This window comes from Streptomyces sp. NPDC054847, from assembly GCF_053610925.1.
In genome coordinates this window covers 1-23140 of the sequence record NZ_JBSGZJ010000034.1, presented here as the reverse complement: position 1 = coordinate 23140, position 23140 = coordinate 1, and the positions used below count along the sequence as shown (strand labels likewise).

Here is a 23140-nt window from a genome sequence, read left to right as displayed (position 1 = left end):
ACTCCGCGAACCGGTTTCGCCATGCGGGCACTGCGGGGGCGGGCGCGGTAGCGCGGACGGTGGTCGCGGGCGCGGAGGTGGGGGCGGCAGTCGGGGGCGCCGCCGGTCTCCGGCACGCCGTGGTCAAGGGCGCGGTCACCCTCTGGCGCTCTCCGCCCGCCCGGCTTCGTGCCTGCCGTCGACGGCCGGCGGGCCACCCTCCCCGGACTCGCGGGCATCCCGGGGTCCCCTGGGGTCCCTGGGCTCCCGGTGCATCAACTGCCGCACGACCCGCACGAGCTCGGCCGGCTCGAAGGGCTTGGCGAGGAAGGCATCGACCCCGGCGGCGACACCGCAGTCGACCTCGTACTGCGTACAGGCGCTGATGATCGCGAGGGGGATGTGCCGGGTGCGCGGGTCGTCCCGCAGCAGGGCGGCGGTCCGCAGGCCGTCGAGCCTGGGCATGACCACGTCCAGCGTGATGACGTCCGGCTGCACCTGATGCACCACATCCAGACACTCGGCACCATCGGCCGCGGTCACGACCTCGAAGCCCTCCAGCTCGAGGTTGACCCTGATCAGCTGCCGAATCACCCGGTTGTCATCGACAACGAGCACTCGGCCGGACACGCCGGACACAACTCGAGAGTAGGTCCGCGGACAGGGCTGCGTCCGGGTTTTGCCCACTTCCGACCCGTGCGGGCGAAGGGCGGGAAGGAGGGAGGCGGGTGGACGGTTGATCGTGTACGGGGGCGGGGCTCCACGCGGCAGGTCCGCAGGCGGATCGGACCGGGCTGCGGCAGTGTGCTGGGGGCGCTGCCCGGCCGGCCGGCCCGGACCGGGGAAACCCGTTCCGCGGCCCCTCGGAAACCCGTTCCCCAGGACCCGAAATACCTGTTCACGATGACCCTTCGGGAGCTGGTAGGGTTCTACCCGTCGCCACGCAGCAGCGCGGCGCACGCCCCCGTAGCTCAGGGGATAGAGCAACGGCCTCCGGAGCCGTGTGCGCAGGTTCGAATCCTGCCGGGGGCACCCTGTATGAGGTGCCCAAAGACCCCGTCACCAGCGGAAACGCTGAGGCCGGGGTCTTCGCGTATGTGCAGGCGGGTGCCGCTCGGAGCGGGCGTATGTCGGGGGCTGTGGACGAGGCGTGGACGGGATCTTGGGACGTAAGCGCAGGTCATGCCCGGGAAAAGCGAAGGCCCCCGGACAGGTCCAGGGGCCTTGGGGCCTGCCGCCGCGAGCGTGGCACTCGTACCAACGGATCCTCGACGTGGAAGTCCTTCAGCCAGTGGCTGTGGCGATGATGCGGTCCATCTCCTCCCGACCGAAGGCTCGCAGGGTCGTGCTACGGACGTTGCCCATCGCGCTGACCTGTAGGAGCACTGCGGTGGCCGTCTCGTCGTCGGGCGCCTCTACGACAGCCACGATGTCGTACGGGCCGACGGTCCAGAGAAGGTTCAGGACCTTCACCCCGAGCTTCTGTGCCGCTGCCGTGAAGGCTTCGGCGCGTTGCGGGGTGTCCTTGTAGCCGCGGACTCCCTGGTCGGTCCAATTCAGCAGCGCAACAAGCGTCGGCATGATCCTTTACCCCTGTAAGTAGACGCAACAAGTCGTGGTCAACTCTGGGCACCAACCGCGTAATGCGCATGAGAGGCGCATCTGAACGAGTGATAGAAGCCGGCCGACTTCATGGCCATGCCCGGACAGAACCCCGAAGCCACCAGCGCGGAATTCCTGAAGACAGGAACGCCCCTCTCGGCCAAGGCCTGGCGATGCCCCCGGAACAAGTCCGGGCATCGGAGCTACCGTCGTCTGCGATCACTCGTACTCGCGCAACAGATCCTCAATACGCCGGTTGGCGACGTCTTGCCGTCCGTCGAGGCACTTCGCGTAGCGGCTCAGCAGGACCTCAACGCTGTTGCCAGCGCGCTCGGCAACCTCGGTGGGGTCAACACCCGCGTTGAGCCACGTCGAGAGCGCCGAGTGGCGAAGGTCGTACGGCCGACTCGCGAGCGGCGAGGCCGCGACGGCCGACGGAAGCGCGAGGAGCCGGGCCTCCTGCCACACGCGGTAGTAGGTCGAGGACGGGACGACCGAGCCCTTCTCGCTGAAGAAGAGCCGCCCGTCGTCCGCCGTGCCGAAGGTGGCCAGGTGCTCACGGAGCACGGCAACGAGGTGGGGCGGGATGGGCACTCGCCTGACGTCCTCGGTCGGCCGGTTCTTCAGCCCGCGGTCGTCATGGGTCTCCCCCGAGTCGGTCCACTGCTTGCCGACGGACGGACGGGTCCGGTGGAGCAGCGCCGAGCCCCAGCCCTGCCCGGGAAGGTTCAGGTCCGTCTCGACGAGGCCGACCGCTTCCGCCGGCCGGAGACCGCCGAAGTACATGGCAGCGAACAGACCCACGAGGCGACGACCACGGGCGCGCCGGTATCCGCCCACATAGGAAACCGCCGCCAGGAGGTTCCGTGCCTGCTCCGGGTTGGCGACAACCCGCGGATCGACCTGGTTGGACACCTTCGGCTTCTGCCAGCGGACAGCCGTGATCGGGTTCTCCCGCAGCTCCCCCAGGTCGACGGCGTAATTCGCGGCATTTACGAGCGTCCGACGCTTACGCCGCACGGTCTCCGCCGCTGCCGCCGTGCCGTCGAGCTTGAGCTTCAGCGAGTCGAGGACCGCGCGAGCCGTGGCCGGTTCAGCGAGATCGGTGAGCGGCCGGGACGCCTTGGACACCCAGTGGAGAACGTTCCGCACGTCCTCCGGGACTTCCCGGTCATCGGGCCCCGGCAGCACGAAAGCCCAGTTGCGCAGTGCTCTGCGGATCACCTCGTCAGACGGCCGTCCCGCGCGCTCCTCGAGGAGTTCCAGCGTCACGCTGGTGAGGGCTTCGTTGATCCCGTCCCGTGTGTTGGGGGCGGCATGGGGCCACTTCATGGCGAGGTACCTGAGAGCGAAGGCGTGCCACGACACGGCCGACTTCTTCTCTTCCATCGAGGCCGGAAGACCCGATTCCGTGTCGAACTCCTCGCCGTCGCGCATCGCGCGCATGAGCTTCGTGCGGTAGTGGTCGGCAAGCGCCTTGGTCCGGAAGGACTCTGAGAAGACGTTGCCCGCAACAGACCAGCGGACCCCGTACGAGGGCGTTTTCGTGTCCCGCTTACGGACGCTCCAGACCTTCACGTCGAGAGACTTCACGCCGCCGCCTCCAACTGCCGCAGCCACGTGGTGAAGTCACTCCGCCACACCCGAAGTTCTCCGTTGGGCAGCTTGAAGGCGGCGGGCCCCTGGCCCAATTCGCGCCAGCGGTAGAAAGTACGGCGGGACACACCCCCAGCTCTTCAAGGATCTGCGGGACGGTCATCAATTCGTCGCGTCGGTGGTCCACGCCGGTTCTCCTTCCGTGTGGTCGTCTGTCAGGGCTACGGGCGAAGGAATGCCATGAGCGATGAGGTGTTCTGCAGCGGTCAGGCCGACTCCGGCGAAGACCCAGTGGGAGAGGACGAGCACGGTGTCCGGGTCGGGCAGCGGGTGGCCGACCTCGGCCGCGCGTTCGCGGGTGAGGGCTTCGTTGTGGTCGGCGCGTTCCTGGCGGAGGGCGCCGAGGGTGACGGAGTAGGCACGGGACTTGGTGGAGAAGTGGCCGCGGAAGCCGAGCATGTGGGCCCACTTGCGCAGGCGCAGGTCTTCGAGTTCGGGCAGGGCGCCGAGGTGCCAGCAGGTGAGAATCATGCGCCGGGCGTGGTCGGTGACGCCGGAGCCGATCAGGTCCGTGATCGGGTTGCGGATGGGCCGGTCGAGGGTGCCCGCGGTCTCGGCGCCCTTGGTGGCGTACTTGGCGATGTAGGCGGCCACGGCGCGGCTGGACAGTTCCGAGGTGCCCGCGAAGTCGGCCGAACGGATGGGGCGGATGTCGAGCTGTTCACCGAAGCGGAAGGCGTACGCGTGGTCGTCGAGGACCGGGCCGGGTGCTTCGGCGAGGTGGGCCGCCGATCGGATCGCGTCGGTGAGGAGTTCGGTCGTGGCCCAGGCCGGCGGGGCGTCTTCGGCTCCGTCCGGGCCGTCGAGGCGGATGACGGCGTGGAAGTGGACGGCACCGCGCCGCTGGTACTCGGCGACCTTGGCATAGGAGACCTTGAGGCAATGGCGCAGCGCCGAACGGCTGATGCCCACGCGGGAGGCGAGCTGCTGGCGCAGGTAAGTGGTGAAGCGGCCCCAGAGGGCCCCAGCGTGCGCGTTCCACAAGACGGCCGCGCGGTAGTCATAGCGGTCCGGGTGCAGGGGCGCGCCGAGGGCGGGGTCGTCGTCCGGGTGGAGGCGTCCGCAGCGGCACCGACCGCCGCCGGGGCGGTTGTGGACAGGGCCGAAGGACGGGGCGGTGAAGGTGGCGAAGACGCGCGGGTGCCCGGCGACGGACGGGCCGATGCCCTTGCCGCCGCTTAGTCCCGCGGTGACGAGGTGGAACGTGTCTTTGCGGTACACCTCGGCGCAGGAGGCGCACCGAGTGGCGCGGCGGTTGTTGCAGCGGATGAGGAGTTGTCCGGCCGGGAGGTCGCGGTCGGCGATCTCGCGGACGATCTCACCGGTAGCGGCATGGACATCGAGCCGGTGGCCCTCCATCCGGACGGGCCGCTCGCAGCCGCCGAGGCGCTGGATCTGGCGTGCGTAGGTGCTGAGGTCGCCGTGCCGGGCGAGTGCTGCCAGCTGGCGGATGGCTGCGGTCGGAGCCGCAGAGCGCATGTGCGGGTTCCTCCTTGTAAGGGGTGGGTGTGCGGTGCGAGCGCCCGGCTGTCAAGGGGGCTAGACAGCATGGGCAGGCCGGGCGGACGGAGCGATGAGGTCAGCGGCGGATGAGAAGGGAGCGGATGACGACGGCGCATACGGCCACGGACGTGGCGGTGAGGGCGACAGCGAGGAGCATGGAGACCAGGACGGCGCCGACGACCAGGACCACGGCGGTGCCGCCGCCGACCAGGGCAAGCGCGGTGCCGGGCGTGAGCCGGACGGCCGGGCGGGTCGGGGCCGGGGTGACGGGGGCCGGCGGCGGGGCCGGGGTACCCGGCGTGATGGTGGTCGGTTCGACGACGGCGGGCGGGGCGACCAGGCCGGTGGGCTGCGGCACGGTCGGGACCTTCGGTCGGAACATGAACGCTCTCCCTTCGCAGGTCACTTGAGGACGGTGTCGATGACAGGCGCGAGCAGGCTGTCGGCGAGGAGGTAGCCGCCGACGAGCAGCACGGCGATGAGCCACCAGGGCGGGCGGATGAGCTTGACGCCGAGAACGCCGACGACGAGCAGGGTGAGCCAGAGCGGAACGTCCACTTCGTGGTCTCCTGTCAGGCCGAGCAGCGGTGGGTACGGGCGGCGAGTTCAGCGGCGGCACGGCTGTCGTACTAGGCGGAGAAGTCGCAGCGGGGCGCGGTGCAGGCAGCCAGGTGACGGTTCCGGCCGCGGTCGACGTACGAGGCGACGTTGACCGGTCCGATACGGCGGACGTTGCGGAAACGCGGATTCATGGCGGTGCCCCTCTCAGAGGTGTGCGGCAACGGACGGGGTCATGGACGGGGGCAGGCCGAGCCGGGCGCGCACGGCATCCGGGTCGGCGGGGTGGCCGGTGGCCGAGCGATGTTCCTCGGCCAGGGCCCGGACGCGGTCGACGAGAGCGGGCGGCAGGGCAACGGCGGAAGCGGTCGCCGGCGCCGGAGTCGTCACCGGTTCGGCAACGGGCTCCGGAGCCGGTCCGGGGTCGGCGGAGGACGCCGGCAGCGCGTCACGGTCGGGCCGGTCGACAACAGACGGAACGGTGTGCGACTCCGTTTCCGCGTCCGCCGCCAGGGAGGCCGGCGCCGTCGGTGTTTCCGGGGTGTGCGGGGCGTGGGCCAGCAGCGTGCCGCCGAAGAAGGCAACGGCGGGCCAGCCGGCGACCGTCACGCGGAGCCAGGCCGGTACGTCGTCCAGGTCGAGGAGCCCGGCCGTGGCGATGTTGGCGCCGAGGGACGCGGCCAGGGCCACCAGGAACCACAGCCGCGGTCCACCGGCCGCCTGTCCCGCTCGCTGCTGCTGGCGCATCCGGCGCCAGGCGGCCACCAGGAGCAGGTCGACGCTCACGGGGTAGGCCCATGCCTTCCAGCCGTCCTGTCCGGCCGCCGCGGCGAGGTCGTGCAGGTGGGAGAAGGACAGGGCACCGGCGATGACGGCCTGAACGATCACGGCGTCCACGCGGGCCAGGTGGGCACGCATCGGCTCGGTCTCCTTCCGGCGTGGTCAGTCGGTGGACTTGAGGGAGTCAGCGCGCTCGCGGGCGAGGCGGGCCACCTCGGCGGCCTCGGTGTAGCCGGGCGTGTGGTCGGCGATGCGCTCCAGCAGGTCCGCCTTACGGCTCATGAGCGCGGCGTACTCGGCGGAGGTGTGGTGGTTCTGCCGGAGCGCGGCCAGGTCGGCGATGAGCGCGCTGACCTCGGCGATGGTGGGGCGTGGCACAGGGCTTCCTTCCGGTTTCGGGCATGGACGGGGTAGGGACATGGCGCGAGGCGGTCACGCCGGCCGTGAAAAAAAGGGACCCCGGTTACTCGGTCGCCGGGTGAGCGGTGGCCACCGCGGCGTGGAGCGGGGGCGGCCCGGCCGGTTCGGCGACGACGGGCCGGAAGGCGTTCAGGCGAGGCAGTTCCGGGACCAGACCCGAGGTGCCGCGGCAGACGGCCGCCGCATCATCGAGGGTGAGGTGGGGCGAGCGGACGCGGGACCAGCCGCCGGAGGAGTCGCCGACGACCGCGACGCCGGGCCGTTCGGCCGGGATGGAGGTTGCCGCTAGCGCCGCTTCCGGTGCGATGTCGCCGAGCGCCATGTTGGCGGACGTCTCGTCGTTGACGCGGTGGCAGACCCGTCCGGTGAGCTGGGCGCGGAGCATGGTGGCGCCCTTGCCGAGTTCGGCGCCGAAGCGCTGCCCGCACACCTCCAGGTAGATGCCGGCCGCGCGGCCGAGCTGGGCGAGGCGGATGAGCTTGGTGACCATGGCGTCCCGCCGCTTCTCGTCGTCCTTGCTCGCGGCGAGGAAGAGTTCGGCGACCTCGTCGACGACGACCACGACCGGCACCGGCCGCACCTTCTCGGGCAGGCCCCAGACGTCCGAGGTGAGCACGGCGTCCGGACCGGTCCCGCCCGTCATGCCGATCAGGCGGAACCGTGCCTCCATCTCCTCCACCAGGACGTCGAGGAGTTCGTTCGCACGGACCGAGGTATCGGCGAGCGCCGACAACCGGGGCGCGAACGGCGCCAGTTCGACGCCCCATTTGCAGTCGATGCCGACGAGCGCGACGGGTTGGCGGGCCAGCCCGCACAGCAGGTTCCGCAGGTATACGGACTTGCCGGACTGCGTGGCGCCGAGGATCAGTTCGTGTGGCACGGTGCGGAAGTCCCGGACGTGCCAGTGTCCGTCTTCGCGCAGCGCTAGCGGCAGGGACAGCGGTTCGGTCCGCAGCCACCGCCGAGGAGGCCGGACGTCGGCGAGGACGTCCCAGCCGACCAACCGCAGCTCCAGCCGTCCCGGTTTGGTGGGACGGACGTGCACGGCGTGCGCGCCCCAGGCGTGCCGCAGCCGGTCGGCCGAGGCGGTGAAGTCCTCGGGTGCCTGCCCGGCCGCCATGCGCAGCCGCATCACGAGCCCGGACCCGGTCGGCAGCGGCAGCGAATGGCGAGGCGGTACGGGAGCAGCCTGCCGCCCGATCATCCGGGCGGTGGCCCGGCGCATGGCCGAGGCGGGCACCGTCAGGCCGCAGGCGTCCATGGTGGCCCGGTACGTGGCGAGCACCCGCAGTGCGACGACCGGATACCCGACCAGCCACCAGAACAGGACCGGCAGCCGACGGCGCACCGTGACCAGCGCGGCCACCGCCAGCAGTGCCAGCGCCAGAACCCACAGGGCATCGGTCATGACGCTCAGCCCTGCGCCGCGACCGGAGTACCGACCATGACGGCGTCCGCCCGGTAGGCGATGCCGTGTCGGGCACGGCCGCCGAACTCGCTCTCCCAGGGCCGGGCCACCAGGCCGGACAGGAAGACCGGCGCACCCATGACGAGGCCCTCGCCGATGCCCTTCTCGGGCACGGTGACCTTGATCATGTCCGAGCCGCCCTGGGCGATGAACACCAGCTCCAGGATCATGAGCCGGTCGTTGGTGACCGGGTCCACGGCCACCTCGCCGGTCTGCCGGTCCCTCACCTTGACCTCAGGCAGCTTCGTGACCAGCAGAGTGGCGGACGAAGTGTCCACGGGGATGACACGCATTCTGTGAACCTCACTTGATCGGGCGTCCGTCACGGACGCCGAGCCGTTGAATACCCCCCTAGACAGCACAGGGAGGAGCCCGCCCTAACTGTCTAGGGGGGTTGACGGCTACCGTAACCCGACGCTCCGTCAACTGTCTAGGGGGGTATACGAGTGGGTCTCGAAGGCCACCCGGACCCGCTACAGGAGCACCCAGTGAAGGACCGTCGCGTCGTCGCTTGCCTTACCGCGCGGCCAGCGCTGCCCGTCTAGGTCGCCGTTCTCCGCCTCCCGCACGCGGCGGATCAGTTCGTCCGGGCCGGAGGAGCCGAGGACGGCCAGCACCTCCCGCCAGTCGGCGAGGGCGAATTGGTCGGCGAGGCGTGTGGCGCCATCGCTCATCAGCGTCACGGACGCCAGCGACTCCAGTGGCACCGTTCCCGTGAGAGCGTGCTCGGCCGCCCGCGGTTCGGGGCCGGCGATCCAGAAGCCGCCCGGCTGGTTGCGGAGCCCAGTCAGGGCGTCGCGGTACTCGGCCAGGGCGGCAGCGTGTTCGGGTGAGCCGGTGGGCAGTTCATCGACCGGTGCGCGCAGTCGCTTGCCGACCTCGTCCAGGCGCTGGTCGGTGACGGCAGTCGTCTTCCCGTCCCTGTCGGCGAGGAGGAGGGTCGAGTCACCGAGGACGAGGTACTCCAGAGCTTCCCCACCGGCCCGGACCGCGACGACCGTACTGGTCGGGCTGGCCCGATAGGTCAGATCGCAGGTGCCCTCGTGCAACGAGCGAACGCCCCGGATCGCGTCGGCTAGGCAGTCGGCGAGCGACTGGGCGGGGTGTGCCGTGATGCTGCCCAGCAGCAGCCCGCCCAGCGTCGAGGAGAACCATGCGACGCCGTGCACGCATCCGGTCTCCGCCCCAGCCACATTGGCACCGTCGAGGAGAACGGCCGCGCCGGGAGCGACGGCCGCGAAGTCCTCGTTCTGCTGGCCCGGTTCGGCGGGCAGGGAGCCGAGGGCGACGTTCACGCCGTCGCCTCCTCGTCGTGCAGGTAGAGGGGACAGAGCAGTTCGACGGATTGCGGTTCGTCGGTCTCGGGGTCGTAGTCGACGCTCACCAGCGTGGAGAAGTGCCGCTCCCCCACCTGCCCCCACAGCGTGCCGAGGTCCGAGGCGAGGAGGTGGACGACACCGAGGGAGCCCGCCGTGTGGATGCCGGCGATGGCGAGCACCGAGCCGTTGCCGTCCGGGCGCGGCAGCCTGCCGAGGTATCCCACATCGTGCGGGCGACGCGGCTCGATGTCTGCTCCCGCGTGGTACGCCGTACCGGTGCGCCGGTCCACCAGCGCCCACGGCTCGCCCTCCGGATGCTCCCAGCCGAGTATCGGGTCCTGGGCGTACAGGTCCCTCATAGCCTGGGACATGCCCGGCCCGCAGACGACGACGAGTCCGTCACGGTTGAGGTCGACTTCACCGCTCACGAGTACGTGGCCGGAGCTGACGCTGAGCCCGTACGTCTTCGCCAGCTCCTCCAGACGCTTCCCGGAGTTCACGTCGGCCATGGCGACGACCGGGCGCTTCTTCACGTCGTCCCACCGCAGCGGAGTCACGACCGTGACGGCACCCGTGCCGAGGAAGGCCCCCTCGGGTGCCGGCCCCGTATGCCGGATCTGATGGATCCGCCCGCGGCTCAGACCGGCCTTCTCGGCGATCTGCGCATAGGACAGCCCTTGTGCATGAAGGTCTTGGACCACACGGCGGCGAAGCCGGGCGAGTTCGGTCACCTCCTGCTGCGCGTCGGCCAACCTCGTCGTGACCTCACGCAGGAGCATGTACGGATCATCGATCGCCATGATCCGCTGCAACTCGTCCGACATGACCACACCTCCCAGAAGTACCCAGGAGTCTAGGGCCCTAGACGGAATGGGAGGCAGGCGCCGTCCCGTACGACCGCCGACCACGAAGAACCGGGACCGCCGCCGGGGCACACCTCGAGGACTCACCCGCCACCGCCTGCAAGGCAACCGTCGGCTATCGCCGAGAGGAGCGCGGTCACGCGCCCTCCCATGCCAGTTCGGCCCATACGGAACGCCCGTCGGGCCAGTTCTTCACGCCCCAGTCCTTGGCACAGGACGCGATCAGTAGTAGCCCGCGCCCGCCCTCTTCCTGACTGGTTACGTCGCACAGGTGCGGCACGCGTTCGCCGCCCTGGTCGACCACCTCGATGCGCACGAGGCCGTCACCGAAGCCGACGATTACGAGGAACCAGCCGTCGGCCGAACCGCTTCGCGAGTGCCGCACGGCGTTGGTCGCCAGCTCACTGACGACCAGGACGGCGTCATCGACCGGACCCTCCTCGGCAATCATGGCGGCGACGAAGTGACGGGCTTGGACCACTTGCTCGGCCAGGCCGGGGAAGGCGCGGCACCACTTTGTACGCATGGCAAGCTCCTTGTCTGCGTCTAGGGGTCTAGACAGCGCAGCGGCAGAGTATTCCCATGCGCGACCAACAGGCCAGGCATACAGAGGAATTATTCCTCTAAGGGGTGACGGTGTCTCCCAGCTCGCGGAACTCCTTCATCACCCGCAACAGCAGCTCTCGCACCTCGTCACCGAAAACGGCCGCCCGCTCGAAACGGCCGAACGCCTCCTCATAGGCGGCCACCTCAGTAGAGTCGACCGACACCCGCTCACCGGTGAACGCCTCGACGACGAGCGCCCGTTGGTCGCACAGCGTGAACCCGTGACGAGGCAGAAGCGGCACCGGCCGGCGCCAAGGGATGACCCCGAGCCGTACCGTGCTCAGACTCTCGACGGCCAGCACCCGGTCGAGCTGGGCAAGCATCAGCGCCGGACTTCCCGGCCAGGTCCGCAACACGGCCTCCGTCAGCACGAACACCGACTCACGCCCCGGCTCGTACAGCACACTCTGCCGCTCCACACGGGCGGCAACAGCTCGACCGACCGCCTCAGGAGTCGAGTTCGGCGCACTCTCGAAGACGTGCCGGGCGTACTCCGCACTCTGGAGCATGGCCGGCAGAACAACACACTGGAACGACCGCACCAGCCGAGCAGACCGCACCGCTTCATCGAGGACAGCCCCGGCGGGCGCTTCATCACCGGATGCCGGACCGGAGTCCGCGGCAGCCTCCACGGCCACCAGGAGGTCACGCACCTCACGCACGGTCGAGTCGTCGAGGCCGAGGGCACGCGAGAGCCGATCCAGCACGTCAGGACTCGGCACCATGCGCCCGGTCTCAACCTTGGAAACGGTCGGCTGCCCCACACCAGCCCGTTGTGCCAGCACGGCACCTGTCAGGCCGGCCTCAGTACGCAGCCCCCGAAGACGCACACCGAGCGCCTTCATCCGCTCCCGCCGCTCACTCCCCATACCCAGGGTTCTACACCACGGGACAGCGGTGACCGGGTGCATGAGCCTCAGTGATCACCGAGCGCCCCGAGCGTGATTCAAACTTTCTCTACTGGTTCAAGGCGGCTCGCTCCGCTCACCGCACGCGGCCCGGCCCCCGGCCGGGCCTGCGCTCCTGTCTCCGCCCCGCTCCAGCCCGGCCGGCGCCCGTGCCGCGCTCAAAGCATGCAGCCACCTGATGCGAGAGAAGGGGTACGTCGTGGCTGGGGCGGTCGGCTCCACGGCTTTAGCCACCTCCCCGGTCCGGGTCCCGCGTCGAGCAAGACCAGGGGGCCACTCGTGCACATTGCGGGCAGGTCCAAAGCCTGCCCGAGTTGCCAATCAGCGTACGGCCCCCTGATCATGCTCGACCCCAGACCAGGCAGGCCACCGGCCAAACCCGCTCCGCCGACCTCGTACCGAGGCGCCATGCAGCTAAAGAGCAACCAGTCCCGCCGAGTCCCGAAGTCAGACCAGACCATGCACCAGCAAACGGCCACTCGTTACTAAAAACCCATGTCGCCCTCGCGTGTCGGTGCGCTGCGCTAGCCTGCATCCGTGATTACAGGTGAGCTGAAGAGCAAGATCGATCGACTGTGGGACGCCTTCTGGTCAGGAGGTATCTCCAACCCGCTGGAGGTCATCGAACAGATCACCTATCTGATGTTCATCCGGCGCCTCGACATCCTGGAGCAGGCCAAGGAGAACAGGGCCAATCGCACCGGGCGGCCGGTCGCGAACCCGATCTACGCGGACGACACCCAGGTCCTGCGTTGGTCGGTGTTCATCAACGAGTCCCCTGAGAACATGCTCACCCGGGTGCGTGACGGTATCTTCCCCTGGCTGCGCACGCTGGGTGGTGAGGGGTCCACCTATGCGCACCACATGAAGGACGCGCGGTTCACCATCACGACCTCGAACCTCCTCACCAAGGCCGTCGACATGATCAACGGCATCGACATGGGCGACAAGGACACCAAGGGCGATCTATACGAGTACATGCTCAGCAAGATCGCCACAGCTGGGCAGAACGGCCAGTTCCGTACGCCCCGGCACATCATCCAGCTGATGGTGGAGATGATGGCCCCACAGCCGGGCGACGAGATCTGCGACCCCGCGTGCGGCACGGCTGGCTTCCTGGTGGCTTCCGCAGAGTACGTGGAGCGTACCCACCGCGAGGCGTTGTTCGAGCCAGCACAGCGGCAGCACTTCAACGAGAGCATGTTCCACGGCTTCGACTTCGACAGCACCATGCTCCGTATCGGCAGCATGAACATGCTGCTGCACTCGGTCGAGAACCCTGACATCCGCTACCGAGACTCGCTCGCCCAGAGCGCGGCAGGCGAGGCCGACCAGTACTCCCTTATCCTCGCCAATCCGCCGTTTGCCGGGAGCCTCGACTATGACGCGACAGCGGCAGACTTGCAGAAGGTCGTCAAGACCAAGAAGACCGAGCTGCTGTTCCTGGCCCTGTTTTTGCGTCTACTCAAGCCCGGTGGCCGGGCAGCAGTCATCGTGCCGGACGGCGTACTCTTCGGCACCAGCAAAGCGCACAAGGAGTTGCGGAAGCTGCTCGTCGAGGGTCACAAGCTGGACGCGGTGGTAAAGCTGCCCGCTGGCGCCTTCAAGCCGTATGCGGCAGTCTCCACGGCCATCCTGTTCTTCACAAAGACCAACAGCGGGGGCACAGACAGCGTCTGGTTCTACGAGGTCACCGCGGATGGCTGGAGCCTCGACGACAAGCGCGCGCCACAGTTGCCAGAGGACAAACTCGGGCCGCTCGTCGGTGGTGGTGCGCTGAGCACGGACGAGCACGACAAGAACAACCTTCCTGATGTGCTCGCGCGCTGGCGACGCCGCAATGGCAGCGAGCAGGAGCGGGCACGGACTGAACAGAGCTTCTGTGTCCCCAAGGTGGACATCGTCGCGCAGGGCTACGACCTGAGCCTCAACCGGTACAAGGAGATCGTTCACGAAGAGGTCGATCATCGGGCGCCGAATAGGATCTTGGACGATCTGGCTCAGATCGAGGCGGAGATCCAGCAGGGGATGAGTGAGCTGAAGGGGATGCTGGGATGAAGCTTCGCCCCATCGGTGAACTCATTGAGAGGGTCGCCACATGGAATCCGGCACGATCTCAGTCTGTCGATGACTTTACCTACATCGATCTCAGCTCGATCGATCCGCTGACCAAGGAGATCGTCAAGCCTCAGAAAGTGGCTCCCGGAAGTGCGCCCAGCCGGGCACGACAATTGGTCCGCGAGGGAGACGTTCTCGTCTCTACTGTGAGGCCGAATCTTAATGGTGTCGCAGTCGTGCCGAGCAGCTTGGACGGGGCGACGGCATCTACGGGATTCACGGTTCTGCGACCAACGACCGAACTGCAGTCCGCCTACCTGTTCCATTGGGTGCGTTCCTCACCTTTTATCTCTGAGATGATCCGGCAGGCCACTGGGCAAAGTTATCCCGCCGTCTCTGATCGGATCATCAAGGATTCATTGATTCCCCTGCCCCCTCGAACCGAGCAGCTGCACATCGCACGGTTGTTGGACCACGTGGATGCGCTACGCACCAAGCGGCGCACAGCCATTGCTCTCCTCGACGGTCTCGCCCAGTCTGTCTTCCTCGACATGTTCGGCAACCCGCGCCAGAATCCTATGGACTGGCCCACGGACACCCTAGCCAATCTGGCCGACTCAACTGACCGAATCAACTACGGCGTAGTTCAGCCAGGTGATGACCACCCAGGCGGCGTCCCTCTTGTGCGCGTGGGCGATCTTTTGAATGGGCGCGTAGACCGCTCTGCGATCAAAAGGATTGATCCGCAGATTGAGGCAAAGTATTCGCGTTCCCGCCTCAGGGGGAACGAGGTTCTAGTCGGTTGCGTGGGTTCCATTGGGACAGTCGCTCTCGTCAATGATTCTGATATCGGATCCAATATTGCGCGCGCCGTTGCGAGAATCCCGATTTCTTCAGAGTCGCTGCGAGAATACATCGCCGAGCATCTCCGTGCTGCCAGCGTCCAGCACTATTTCGTTAGCGAATTGCGTACTGTCGCGCAGCCCACTCTCAATATCAAGCAGCTCTCCGAGACGGTGATCATGATCCCCTCGCCGAGACTGCAGGCGGAATTCACCTCGCGTGTTCAATTGATCCGCAGGCAGAAAGAAATTCAAACCGCGCACCTTTCGCTACTCGATGCCCTATTCGCATCACTTCAGCACCGTGCGTTTCGCGGTGAAATTTTGCCCAACGCCGTTGCGCCCGTCGGCTGAACGCCGTCGTTGCGCTCAGTGCTGCGCTCGCAATTCTTCGCCCGCACCAGTGAAAGGTCCCAACCGTGAGCAACTTCGGGTTCCTCCAAGCCGAGTGGCCTGACCTGCACCGTGAGGCGGTATATGCCGAGCGACTGGCTTACGCGGACCCGCGGGCGTCCGCGTTCTACGCGCGGCGGGTGCTGGAGCTCTCGGTGGCGTGGCTGTTCGAGGCCGATGACGCGCTCAAGCTGCCGTACCACAGCGATCTGGCGGCGCTGATTGCTGAGCCGACCCTGGTGAAGGTCGCCGGCCCTGCGATTCGGGCGAAGATGGATGTCATTCGTCGCCACGGCAATGTCGCCGTGCATCGCAAGACCCCCGTCGCTCCGAAGGATGCGGTACGCACGGTCGCTGAGCTCTTCCACGTCCTATACTGGATGGCCCGTACCTACACTCGCGACCAGGCCCAACTGCCCGCGGCCACGCTCGCATTCGACACGGCGCTGATACCTCGGCCGGTCCCGGCTGAGGTTCGGATTGCCAAGCAGGCCGAGCTGAAGGCGCAGGCCGAGAAGTACGCCGCGCAGGATGCCGCGCTGGCCGCCGAGCGGAAGAAGAACCAGGACCTCGACGCCGAGATCGCCGAGCTGCGCGCGCAGATCAAGGCGGCCAAGGCCGTAAACGAGGCGCAGCCGGACACCCACGACTACAACGAGGCCGAGACTCGCACCCTGATCATAGACCTCCTCCTCAAGGAGGCCGGCTGGGCGCTGGAACAGCCGAGGGACCGTGAATACCCGGTCACCGGCTTGCCTACCTCGGCCGCGCCGTCAGGTAAAGGCAAGGTCGACTACGTCTTGTGGGACGACGACGGCAAGCCCCTGGCTGTTGTTGAAGCTAAGCGGACCACCCGCGACCCGAAGCAGGGCAAGTACCAGGCGACGCTCTACGCGGATGCTCTGGAATCCCAATTCAAGCAGCGGCCGGTGATTTTCTACACCAACGGCTACCGCACCTACCTGTTCGACGACCTCAACTACCCACCCCGTGAGGTCCAGGGTTTCTACACCAAGGACGAGCTGCGTCTCCTGGTCCAGCGCCGTGCCAGCCGCCGCAGCCTCGCCAAGCTGCCGATCAACGAGCAGATTGCCGGCCGCCACTATCAGTCCCACGCGATAAGACGGATCGCCGACTCCTTCGAAAAGGACTCGCTGCGCCACGCCCTGCTCGTGATGGCGACCGGCTCTGGCAAAACCCGCACCGTGATCGCGCTCAGCGACCTGATGATGCGCGCTAACTGGGCCAAGCGCATCCTCTTCCTCGCCGACCGCAAGGCCCTGGTCAAGCAGGCCACCAACGAGTTCAAGAAGCATTTGCCCGGTGCCCCGGTGGTGAACCTGCTGGAGGAGAAAGACCCCAACGCGAGGGTGTTTGTCTCCACCTATCCGACCATGATGAATCTGATCGACCAGACCGACGCCGCGGGTCGTCGCCCCTTCGGTCCCGGCTTCTTCGACCTGATCGTCATCGACGAGGCACATCGCTCGATCTACCAGCGATACGGCGCGATCTTCGACTACTTCGACGCGCTTCTTGTCGGCCTGACGGCGACGCCCAAGGACGAAGTCGACCGGAACACCTATCGTCGCTTCGAACTTGAAGACGGTGTGCCCACCGATGTCTACAGCCTGGACGAGGCGGTGGCCGAGGGTTACCTGGTGGCGCCGCGCGCTGTCGATGTCCCTCTGAAGTTCCAGCGGGGCGGCATCAAGTACGACGACCTGTCCGACGAGGACAAGGAGAAGTGGGACGAGACGGAGTGGAGCGAGGACGGCGAAATCCCTGACGAGATCACCACGGAGGAACTGAACAAGTACCTCTTCAACGCCGACACTGTCGACAAGGTCCTGCAGACCCTTATGACGCACGGCCTGAAGGTCGATGGCGGCGACAAGCTTGGCAAGACCATCATCTTCGCCGCCAACAACCATCACGCGGAGTTCATCGCCGAGCGGTTCGACAAGAACTACCCACACCTCAAGGGTGCCTTCGCGCAGGTCATCACCTACCGCAAGGAGTACGCACAGAGCCTGATCGATAAGTTCTCCGACGCGGCAGAGCTTCCCCAGATCGCCGTCTCCGTCGACATGCTGGACACCGGCATCGACGTCCCCGAAGTTGTCAACCTCGTCTTCTTCAAGCTGGTGCGCTCCAAGACCAAGTTCTGGCAGATGATCGGCCGTGGCACGCGCCTCGCGCCTGACCTGTTCGGCCCAAACCGCAGTAAGGACGGCTTCCTGGTTTTCGACCTGTGCCAAAACATCGAGTTCTTCAACCAGAACCTGATGCGGGCTGAAGGCAAGGTCGCCCCCTCTCTGAGCCAGCGGATCTTTGAGCGTCGTGCCGACCTGCTCCTTGCCCTCGACGGGGCTACGGACGCCGGCCAAGAGGCAGCCACGAAGGCCGCCGTACGCCCTGAGTCCGACGGCACGGTCACCGAGTCAGGCCTGCGTTGGGACCTCGCTACCCGGCTGCATGACGAGGTTACAGCGATGAATCTGGACAACTTCTTGGTCCGCCCGCACCGCGAGCAGGTTGAAGCCTTCGCCGACTTTGACGCCTGGCTTGCGTTCACGCATCAAGCGCACGGCCAGGTAATCGATCATCTAGCTGGGCTCCCGACCGCCTTCCGCGACAAGGACGACACCGGCGAGGAAGCCAAGCGATTCGACCTGCTTGCGCTCCGTCTCCAACTCACTGTGGTGAATGGGGACCCAGGCTTCACTCGCCTACGGGACCAGGTCCAGGAGATCGCGTCCACCCTGCTCGATCAGCTGACCATCCCTGCGATTAAGGCCCAACAACTCCTGCTCGACGAGGTCGCAGGCGACGAGTGGTGGCAGGACGTGACGCTGCCCCTGCTGGAAACCATGCGCCGCCGTCTGCGTGGGCTCGTCCGCCTGATCGAGAAGACCAAGCGCGGCATCGTCTACACCGATTTTGAGGACGAGCTCGGCGAGCTGACCGCTGCCACACTCAGCGGCATGGAGATCGGCACCAACCTCACCCGTTTCGAGCAGAAGATCCGTATCTACCTCAACACTCACCAGGACCAACTCGCCGTCCAGAAGATCCGCCGTAACAAGCAGATCACCGCTACGGACCTGTCGGAGCTGGAACAGATCTTCGTCGAGGCTGGCCTCGGCACCACAGCAGACATTGACTACATCAAGGACGCCAAGGGCGGCCTCGGCCTTTTCCTGCGGTCGCTGACAGGCTTGGAGCGAGAGGCGGCGGCCCTGGCTTTCGATACCTTCCAGCAAGGCAAGACGTTCACAGCCAACCAGCTCCGCTTCGTCAACGAGCTGATCGACTACCTGGCGCGCAACGGCACGATTGACGTCGACGCGCTGTATGAGTCGCCGTTCACCGCGCTCGCCCCGACCGGTCCCGAGGCGATCTTTCCCGAGGCCGAGGTGGACATCATGGTGTCTGTCATCCACTCAATCCGCTCTACCGCTGTCGCCGCGGAAGGCGCGGCCTGATCACCAGGCACAGAGGAGAAGCAATGCGCCATGAAGAAGTCACAGAAGAGTGCCCTGGGACAGGGCAGGACGGGTACATGGACGAAAGTGCGTCAGGTGACGAGTGGTACGTGATCTGCCCGGTCTGCAGGATGAAATGGGCGGGCGGCAGCACCATCATCGAGCCCCACAAGGACTGGCGGACGCGCTGACCTGACGGTCGACTACTGCCGAGCGGTTGCTGGGGGCTGGTACGACGCCTTGTAAACATGGAGCCTCACAAGTCCCCAGGAAGCGTGTGGACCTTAAAGGGAAAGCGAGCGGCTTCATCACGGGCACCGCATCCGGGCGGTTCACAGCGTTCCTGCCAGGGGGTGCGACCACCAATGAGGTGGGCAGGATGCTGTGGACCATCTGTGGACAGGCTCCCTCGTGCGGATCTCCCGCGCAGATCTGAACTGCAACGATGCCCTCCACGCAAGGGCTCTCCGGAGCCGTGTGCGCAGGTTCGAATCCTGCCGGGGGCACCCTGTATGAGGTGCCCAAAGACCCCGTCACCAGCGGAAACGCTGAGGCTGGGGTCTTCTTGCGTGTGCAGTCGTATGCCGCTCGGAGCGGGCGTATGTCGGGGTCCGTGGACTATTCGTGGACAGGATCTTGAGGCATCGGCGCAGGTCATGCCCGGGAAACGGCGAAGGCCCCGGACAGGTCCAAGGACTCGATCCGTACCGCCTTGAGCGTGTCACCCGTACCAAGAGATCCTCAATGCGGAAGGCCTCAGCCACTGGCCTTGGCGATGATGCGGTCCATCTCCTCCCGGCCGAAGGCTCGCAGGGTCGTGCTGCGGACGTTGCCCAACGCGCCGACCTGTAGGAGCACCGCGGTGGCAGTCTCGTCGTCGGGCGCCTCTACGACAGCCACGATGTCGTACGGGCCGACGGTCCAGAAGAGGTTCAGGACCTTCACCCCGAGCTTCTGTGCCGCTGCCGTGAAGGCTTCGGCGCGTTGCGGGGTGTCCTTGTAGCCGCGGACCCCCTGGTCGGTCCAGTTCAGCAGAGCAACAAACGTCGGCATGATCCTTTACCCCTGAAAGTAGACGCACCAAGTCGTGGTCAACTCTGGGCACCATGCGCGTAATGCGCATGAGAGGCGCATCTGATCGAGTGATACAAGTCGGCGGCCTGGCTTCATGTCATGCCCGGACACAAACCCCGAAGCCACCGGCGCGGACATCCTGAGGTGTGAGCGTTCACGGATTTCCCCACGATCGAAACCTTGAGCGTCACCTGATTCCCCAGGCCGAGGCCCCCTCGCGAGGGGGCGCTCCTTCGAGAGCGTGTTGAGGGCAACCACGAGTTCGAGACCCCACTGGGGCGGACGAAAGGCCCCCCAACTGACGGTGGAGCCTTCGTCATGTCGTGATGCCGGTGGACTTCTGGGCTTGTGCCGCGAGCTCGAGGCATGCGCGGTCGTCACTCAGCGCAGCTGGAGCACACTCCGGACGCCGGCGTGGTCGGAGGGCCACAGGCCTGACGGGGTGCGGTCGGCCTGGGTGTGGCCCACCATATTGGCCGTCCGTGCCGTGACGTTGCCGCGGAGGAGCACGTAATCGATGCGCTGGCTGAGGCTGGAGGTGGTGTTGCGCAGGTCGGGGGCCTGGCAACAGGTCAAGCCGGGGTTGCGGCCGCCGCGGGTGGCGGTCCAGGCGTCGGTGAAGCCGGCGGCCAGCAGGTGGTTGTAGGTCTGGGTGTCGGTCCCCGGTGTTGCGCCGACTCCACCGGCGGCCGAGTTGAGGTCGCCGAGAAGGACGGTGGGAAGTTTGGCGTGCAGCGGGCCGGCGAGCAGTTCGCCCGCCTGCGCCTCCTGGACGGCACGGGAGAGCGGGTCCAGATGGGTGGTGACCACCCGAGCCGTGCGCCCGCGCAGGGTGGCATCGGCAGCGACCCAGCCGCTCAGGAACCGGAGGGGGGCATTGGGCGGGCAGCCCAGTACCGGGCGGCAGATGGGCACGTGGTTCTGGAACTGCGCCGACTGCGCGTTGGCCACGGAGAAGACATGCGCAGGGAGGTCGGTGCGGGCCAGGAGTACGTTGCGGTCGGTGAGCCGGATGTCCTGCAGGCCGGCGGGCGTGGACCGCGGTGCCTCGAAGTCGCTGAGTTCTACGGTGTCCACGGCCCTGTAGTGCTTGCCCTGGGCGGAGAGCTTGTCGAGGAGGAGCTGCAGGAAGTCGTACTCGATGTGGGTGGCGCTGCCCGGTCCGGCCGGGGTCTGGCTGCGCCAAAGCACGGCTTCCTGCAGGCCCACGAGGTGGGGGTCGCTGTCGGCGATCTCGTCGGCCAGCGCCTCGGCGCGCTCGGGAAAGTTCGTCGCCTGGACGTTCGCGTACGCCGTGGTCACCGCGGCGACGAGCGCCTGTGGGCTGGTGGCGGCGAGGACGGGCCCGAGGTCGGCACCCTGGTAGACGTTGCGGGTCATCACCCGCAACGTGGCAGAGTGCTCGGCGGCCGAGGCCGCGGTTAGTGACCCGGGTACGAGAAGGAGCGCGCCCAGGGCGGCTGTGAACCAACGGCGAATCATCAGGCAGACCTTTCGGCGAAGAGCGGGTGAAAGCCCGCATCTTCGGCGAAATCTATTGTGGCCAATGGGACGTGGCGATCCAGGTATAGGCCGTCCGGCCGATGCGCTTCGCACGCGAATCGGGTGAGTGTTCAACTGCGGCCCCCGGCCGCGAACGCCTTACTTGCGCGCCACGGCGCTGAGCGAAGGCCTGGTATAACCCTGGACTTGGCTGGCGAGCGGGGAAGCATGGGCAATATCGTGAACGTCCACATGCCCGCCCACGCCCGCACCCGTGTGGTGATCCGCGCGCCGGCCGGTATCCGGGCGATCCGCCCGATGGAACGACCGCTGAGGGCAGGCCGTCTCCCGGCAGACCCAGCGGTGCTTGTGCCACCAGAGCTCCAACTCGCGGTGCCTATATGGGACATCACGCGGACCGCCGTGCCCTGGACACGGGTGGCGAAGGCTCCACAGCCCGGGCAGCCCGCGCCGCCTCGGCCGTCGTCCCCGACGGGGCCCGTCGGCCAGCCGCTCGACCCGCACGACAGACACCCCGTCGAGGTCGAGCAGCAACATCATGTTGTTGACCATGTCCGTGGCTCCTGCACGAGCGTTCTGCGCAGAGAACAGAAATGATCACTCAGGGCCGCAGGCATCCTGGCCCCGTCGCCATGCCCGAATGCCTCACGACGATCGGCCGGGTGTGGTTCGCTGCCGGGGTGACTCAGGACTTGGAGATCGTCGCATTCGAATCCGCCGAGGCGTTCGAGGCTTGGCTCGGCGAGAACCACGCCGTCTCGCCCGGCATCTGGCTCAAGCTGCGCAAGAAGCGCCCCGGGGTCGTCGCGCTGGACTACGCCCAGGCGCTCGACGGGGCACTCTGTTACGGCTGGATCGACGGCCAGAAGGCCAAGTTCGACGACCAGTGGTGGCTCCAGCGGTTCACCCCGCGCAGGCCGAGCAGCAAGTGGTCCAAGATCAACCGGGACAAGGTGACCACCCTGATCGAGCAGGGCCGGATGCGTCCGCCGGGGCAGGCCGAGGTCGACCGCGCCAAAGCGGACGGCCGCTGGGAGGCGGCCTACGACGGCGCGAGCACCGCCACGGTGCCGGACGACCTCGCAGTGGCCCTGGCCGCCGACCCGGCAGCGGCGGCGTTCTTCGAGACGCTGGACCGGCAGAACCGCTACGCGATCCTGTACCGGATCCAGGACGCCAAGAAGGCCGAGACCCGGGCGCGCCGGATCGAGAAGTACGTAGCGATGCTGGCAGAGGGCGAGAAGCTGTACCCGTAGTCGCGGAGACGGCCACGGCCACGTGGTGCCCTGGGGCTCCCGGCACGCCCACGGCCCCGGCAGCAGCCACCCGGCGCCCTCACCGAATCTCGGATCCGGCGTCATACATGTCGCCGACCAGCCGGGCGGTCGGCTGAGGATCACCGCTTCCCGGTAGTCGCGGACCGCGGCAGCGTGCCCCGCTCATCTGCCGAACCGCCCCGGCTGCGCCAGACCGCACGCAACGCCCTCGGAGCCGACGTCGTCACGGCACCGTGAACCAGCAGACGTCGCCTGAGTCGGGCAACCGGGAATGCGACCCGACCTCTGCCGCGATCCGGGCGTGGACCTCGGCCTTGTCCAGCCGCCACAGCAGGAACGGCCCTTGGGCGGACTCCGTCAGATCACCCGCGCGCGCTCCGGCGTCGTACAGGTCGTCGACGATCCGCAGGAGCAACGTCAACTGCTCCTGGTACGAGGCGCCGCGTCCGAGGAGGCTGCCCACGGAGCCGGTGATGACGGAGAAGCCGAGCCAGTCGTCGTGGGCGTACTGGACCAGATACTCCAGCTCGCGGTGGTACGCGTCCTGATTCATCATCTTCCGTGTTCCGGGCGGAGGTTCACGCGCGCGGCCGCGATCCCCTCCGGCTCCGTCATGCGCGCGATCGCTTCCTGCCGGACCAGAGCCGCCAGTGCCATCCTGCTGCCGCACTCCAAGGCGTCGTCCGCGTTCATGACGAGCGTGATCACATGCGAATATCGCTGACACGATTTCATACGTGCGGGGATGCACCGCTGAAACGAGTGAGACGCACGACGCGCGTGCCCCCGCGGCCGGGGCCGTTGGACGAGTTCGGCCCCGCCCCCGGTCGTCGGGGGCGGGGC

The 23140-nt window shown here is 67.3% G+C and carries 21 protein-coding genes, 1 tRNA gene and 2 pseudogenes; 5 read left to right on the top strand and 19 right to left on the bottom strand.

Going from position 1 to position 23140, the window contains the following annotated elements:
* Positions 1 to 135 precede the first annotated feature (135 nt).
* Positions 136 to 609 (bottom strand): response regulator, encoded by a 474-nt coding sequence (locus ACWGH4_RS06780; RefSeq protein WP_453456561.1) that lies wholly within the window; start codon positions 607 to 609, stop codon positions 136 to 138.
* A 330-nt stretch (positions 610 to 939) separates the two neighbouring features.
* On the opposite strand from ACWGH4_RS06780, the gene ACWGH4_RS06775 reads away from it, so the two are divergent.
* Positions 940 to 1011 (top strand) — tRNA-Arg (locus ACWGH4_RS06775).
* Between the two features lie 252 nt (positions 1012 to 1263).
* Here the strand turns inward: ACWGH4_RS06775 and ACWGH4_RS06770 are convergent.
* The 15 genes and pseudogenes from ACWGH4_RS06770 to ACWGH4_RS06700 form a co-directional block, all read right to left on the bottom strand.
* Complete coding sequence (locus ACWGH4_RS06770) at positions 1264 to 1560, bottom strand: GYD domain-containing protein (protein ID WP_453456545.1); 297 nt, start codon at positions 1558 to 1560, stop codon at positions 1264 to 1266.
* A gap of 240 nt (positions 1561 to 1800) precedes the next feature.
* Positions 1801 to 3174 (bottom strand): tyrosine-type recombinase/integrase, encoded by a 1374-nt coding sequence (locus ACWGH4_RS06765; protein ID WP_453456542.1) that lies wholly within the window; start codon positions 3172 to 3174, stop codon positions 1801 to 1803.
* Positions 3171 to 3340 (bottom strand): annotated as a pseudogene (locus ACWGH4_RS06760) (helix-turn-helix transcriptional regulator). The gene ACWGH4_RS06765 and the pseudogene ACWGH4_RS06760 overlap by 4 nt, the downstream one beginning before the upstream one ends.
* Complete coding sequence (locus tag ACWGH4_RS06755; protein WP_453456539.1) at positions 3340 to 4716, bottom strand: replication initiator; 1377 nt, start codon at positions 4714 to 4716, stop codon at positions 3340 to 3342. The pseudogene ACWGH4_RS06760 and the gene ACWGH4_RS06755 overlap by 1 nt, the downstream one beginning before the upstream one ends.
* 100 nt (positions 4717 to 4816) lie before the next feature.
* The gene (locus ACWGH4_RS06750; protein WP_453456536.1) at positions 4817 to 5122 is read right to left on the bottom strand and encodes a SpdD-like protein; all 306 of its coding nucleotides are present in this window, start codon (positions 5120 to 5122) and stop codon (positions 4817 to 4819) included.
* Between the two features lie 20 nt (positions 5123 to 5142).
* On the bottom strand, positions 5143 to 5298 hold the full coding sequence (locus ACWGH4_RS06745) for a hypothetical protein (RefSeq protein ID WP_453456533.1): 156 nt from the start codon (positions 5296 to 5298) through the stop codon (positions 5143 to 5145).
* 14 nt (positions 5299 to 5312) lie between these two features.
* Positions 5313 to 5492: pseudogene (locus tag ACWGH4_RS06740) on the bottom strand (mobile element transfer protein).
* Positions 5493 to 5505: 13 nt separating this feature from the next.
* Entirely contained in the window at positions 5506 to 6216 is a 711-nt protein-coding gene (locus tag ACWGH4_RS06735) for a DUF2637 domain-containing protein (RefSeq protein ID WP_453456530.1), read from the bottom strand.
* A 24-nt stretch (positions 6217 to 6240) separates the two neighbouring features.
* Positions 6241 to 6456 (bottom strand): hypothetical protein, encoded by a 216-nt coding sequence (locus tag ACWGH4_RS06730; RefSeq protein ID WP_453456527.1) that lies wholly within the window; start codon positions 6454 to 6456, stop codon positions 6241 to 6243.
* An 85-nt stretch (positions 6457 to 6541) separates the two neighbouring features.
* On the bottom strand, positions 6542 to 7906 hold the full coding sequence (locus tag ACWGH4_RS06725) for an FtsK/SpoIIIE domain-containing protein (RefSeq protein ID WP_453456524.1): 1365 nt from the start codon (positions 7904 to 7906) through the stop codon (positions 6542 to 6544).
* Between the two features lie 5 nt (positions 7907 to 7911).
* The gene (locus ACWGH4_RS06720) at positions 7912 to 8259 is read right to left on the bottom strand and encodes an SCO3933 family regulatory protein (protein WP_453456521.1); all 348 of its coding nucleotides are present in this window, start codon (positions 8257 to 8259) and stop codon (positions 7912 to 7914) included.
* A gap of 180 nt (positions 8260 to 8439) precedes the next feature.
* The gene (locus ACWGH4_RS06715) at positions 8440 to 9261 is read right to left on the bottom strand and encodes a protein phosphatase 2C domain-containing protein (protein ID WP_453456518.1); all 822 of its coding nucleotides are present in this window, start codon (positions 9259 to 9261) and stop codon (positions 8440 to 8442) included.
* Positions 9258 to 10109: a sigma factor-like helix-turn-helix DNA-binding protein gene (locus ACWGH4_RS06710; protein ID WP_453456515.1), complete on the bottom strand. Its 852-nt coding sequence runs from the start codon at positions 10107 to 10109 to the stop codon at positions 9258 to 9260. Before ACWGH4_RS06710 ends, ACWGH4_RS06715 begins: the two co-directional genes overlap by 4 nt.
* 175 nt (positions 10110 to 10284) lie before the next feature.
* Positions 10285 to 10674, bottom strand: a complete 390-nt coding sequence (locus ACWGH4_RS06705; RefSeq protein ID WP_189471040.1) for an ATP-binding protein — start codon at positions 10672 to 10674, stop codon at positions 10285 to 10287.
* A 97-nt stretch (positions 10675 to 10771) separates the two neighbouring features.
* Positions 10772 to 11599, bottom strand: coding sequence for a helix-turn-helix domain-containing protein (locus tag ACWGH4_RS06700; protein ID WP_453456511.1), 828 nt, complete (start codon positions 11597 to 11599; stop codon positions 10772 to 10774).
* 600 nt (positions 11600 to 12199) lie between these two features.
* On the opposite strand from ACWGH4_RS06700, the gene ACWGH4_RS06695 reads away from it, so the two are divergent.
* From ACWGH4_RS06695 to ACWGH4_RS06685, 3 genes are all read left to right on the top strand, one after another.
* On the top strand, positions 12200 to 13720 hold the full coding sequence (locus ACWGH4_RS06695; RefSeq protein WP_453456508.1) for a type I restriction-modification system subunit M: 1521 nt from the start codon (positions 12200 to 12202) through the stop codon (positions 13718 to 13720).
* A complete protein-coding gene (locus ACWGH4_RS06690; RefSeq protein ID WP_453456504.1) occupies positions 13717 to 14916 on the top strand; it encodes a restriction endonuclease subunit S in 1200 nt (399 codons plus the stop codon). Before ACWGH4_RS06695 ends, ACWGH4_RS06690 begins: the two co-directional genes overlap by 4 nt.
* A gap of 65 nt (positions 14917 to 14981) precedes the next feature.
* Positions 14982 to 18443 (top strand): DEAD/DEAH box helicase family protein, encoded by a 3462-nt coding sequence (locus ACWGH4_RS06685; protein WP_453456501.1) that lies wholly within the window; start codon positions 14982 to 14984, stop codon positions 18441 to 18443.
* Between the two features lie 756 nt (positions 18444 to 19199).
* On the opposite strand, the gene ACWGH4_RS06680 is transcribed toward ACWGH4_RS06685, so the two are convergent.
* Both ACWGH4_RS06680 and ACWGH4_RS06675 read right to left on the bottom strand, forming a co-directional pair.
* The gene (locus ACWGH4_RS06680) at positions 19200 to 19496 is read right to left on the bottom strand and encodes a GYD domain-containing protein (RefSeq protein ID WP_453456498.1); all 297 of its coding nucleotides are present in this window, start codon (positions 19494 to 19496) and stop codon (positions 19200 to 19202) included.
* A 402-nt stretch (positions 19497 to 19898) separates the two neighbouring features.
* The gene (locus ACWGH4_RS06675; RefSeq protein ID WP_453456495.1) at positions 19899 to 20897 is read right to left on the bottom strand and encodes an endonuclease/exonuclease/phosphatase family protein; all 999 of its coding nucleotides are present in this window, start codon (positions 20895 to 20897) and stop codon (positions 19899 to 19901) included.
* A 785-nt stretch (positions 20898 to 21682) separates the two neighbouring features.
* On the opposite strand from ACWGH4_RS06675, the gene ACWGH4_RS06670 reads away from it, so the two are divergent.
* Complete coding sequence (locus ACWGH4_RS06670; protein WP_453456558.1) at positions 21683 to 22276, top strand: YdeI/OmpD-associated family protein; 594 nt, start codon at positions 21683 to 21685, stop codon at positions 22274 to 22276.
* 244 nt (positions 22277 to 22520) lie between these two features.
* Here the strand turns inward: ACWGH4_RS06670 and ACWGH4_RS06665 are convergent, their stop codons facing one another.
* Positions 22521 to 22853, bottom strand: coding sequence for a hypothetical protein (locus ACWGH4_RS06665; protein WP_453456492.1), 333 nt, complete (start codon positions 22851 to 22853; stop codon positions 22521 to 22523).
* Between the last annotated feature and the right edge of the window lie 287 nt (positions 22854 to 23140).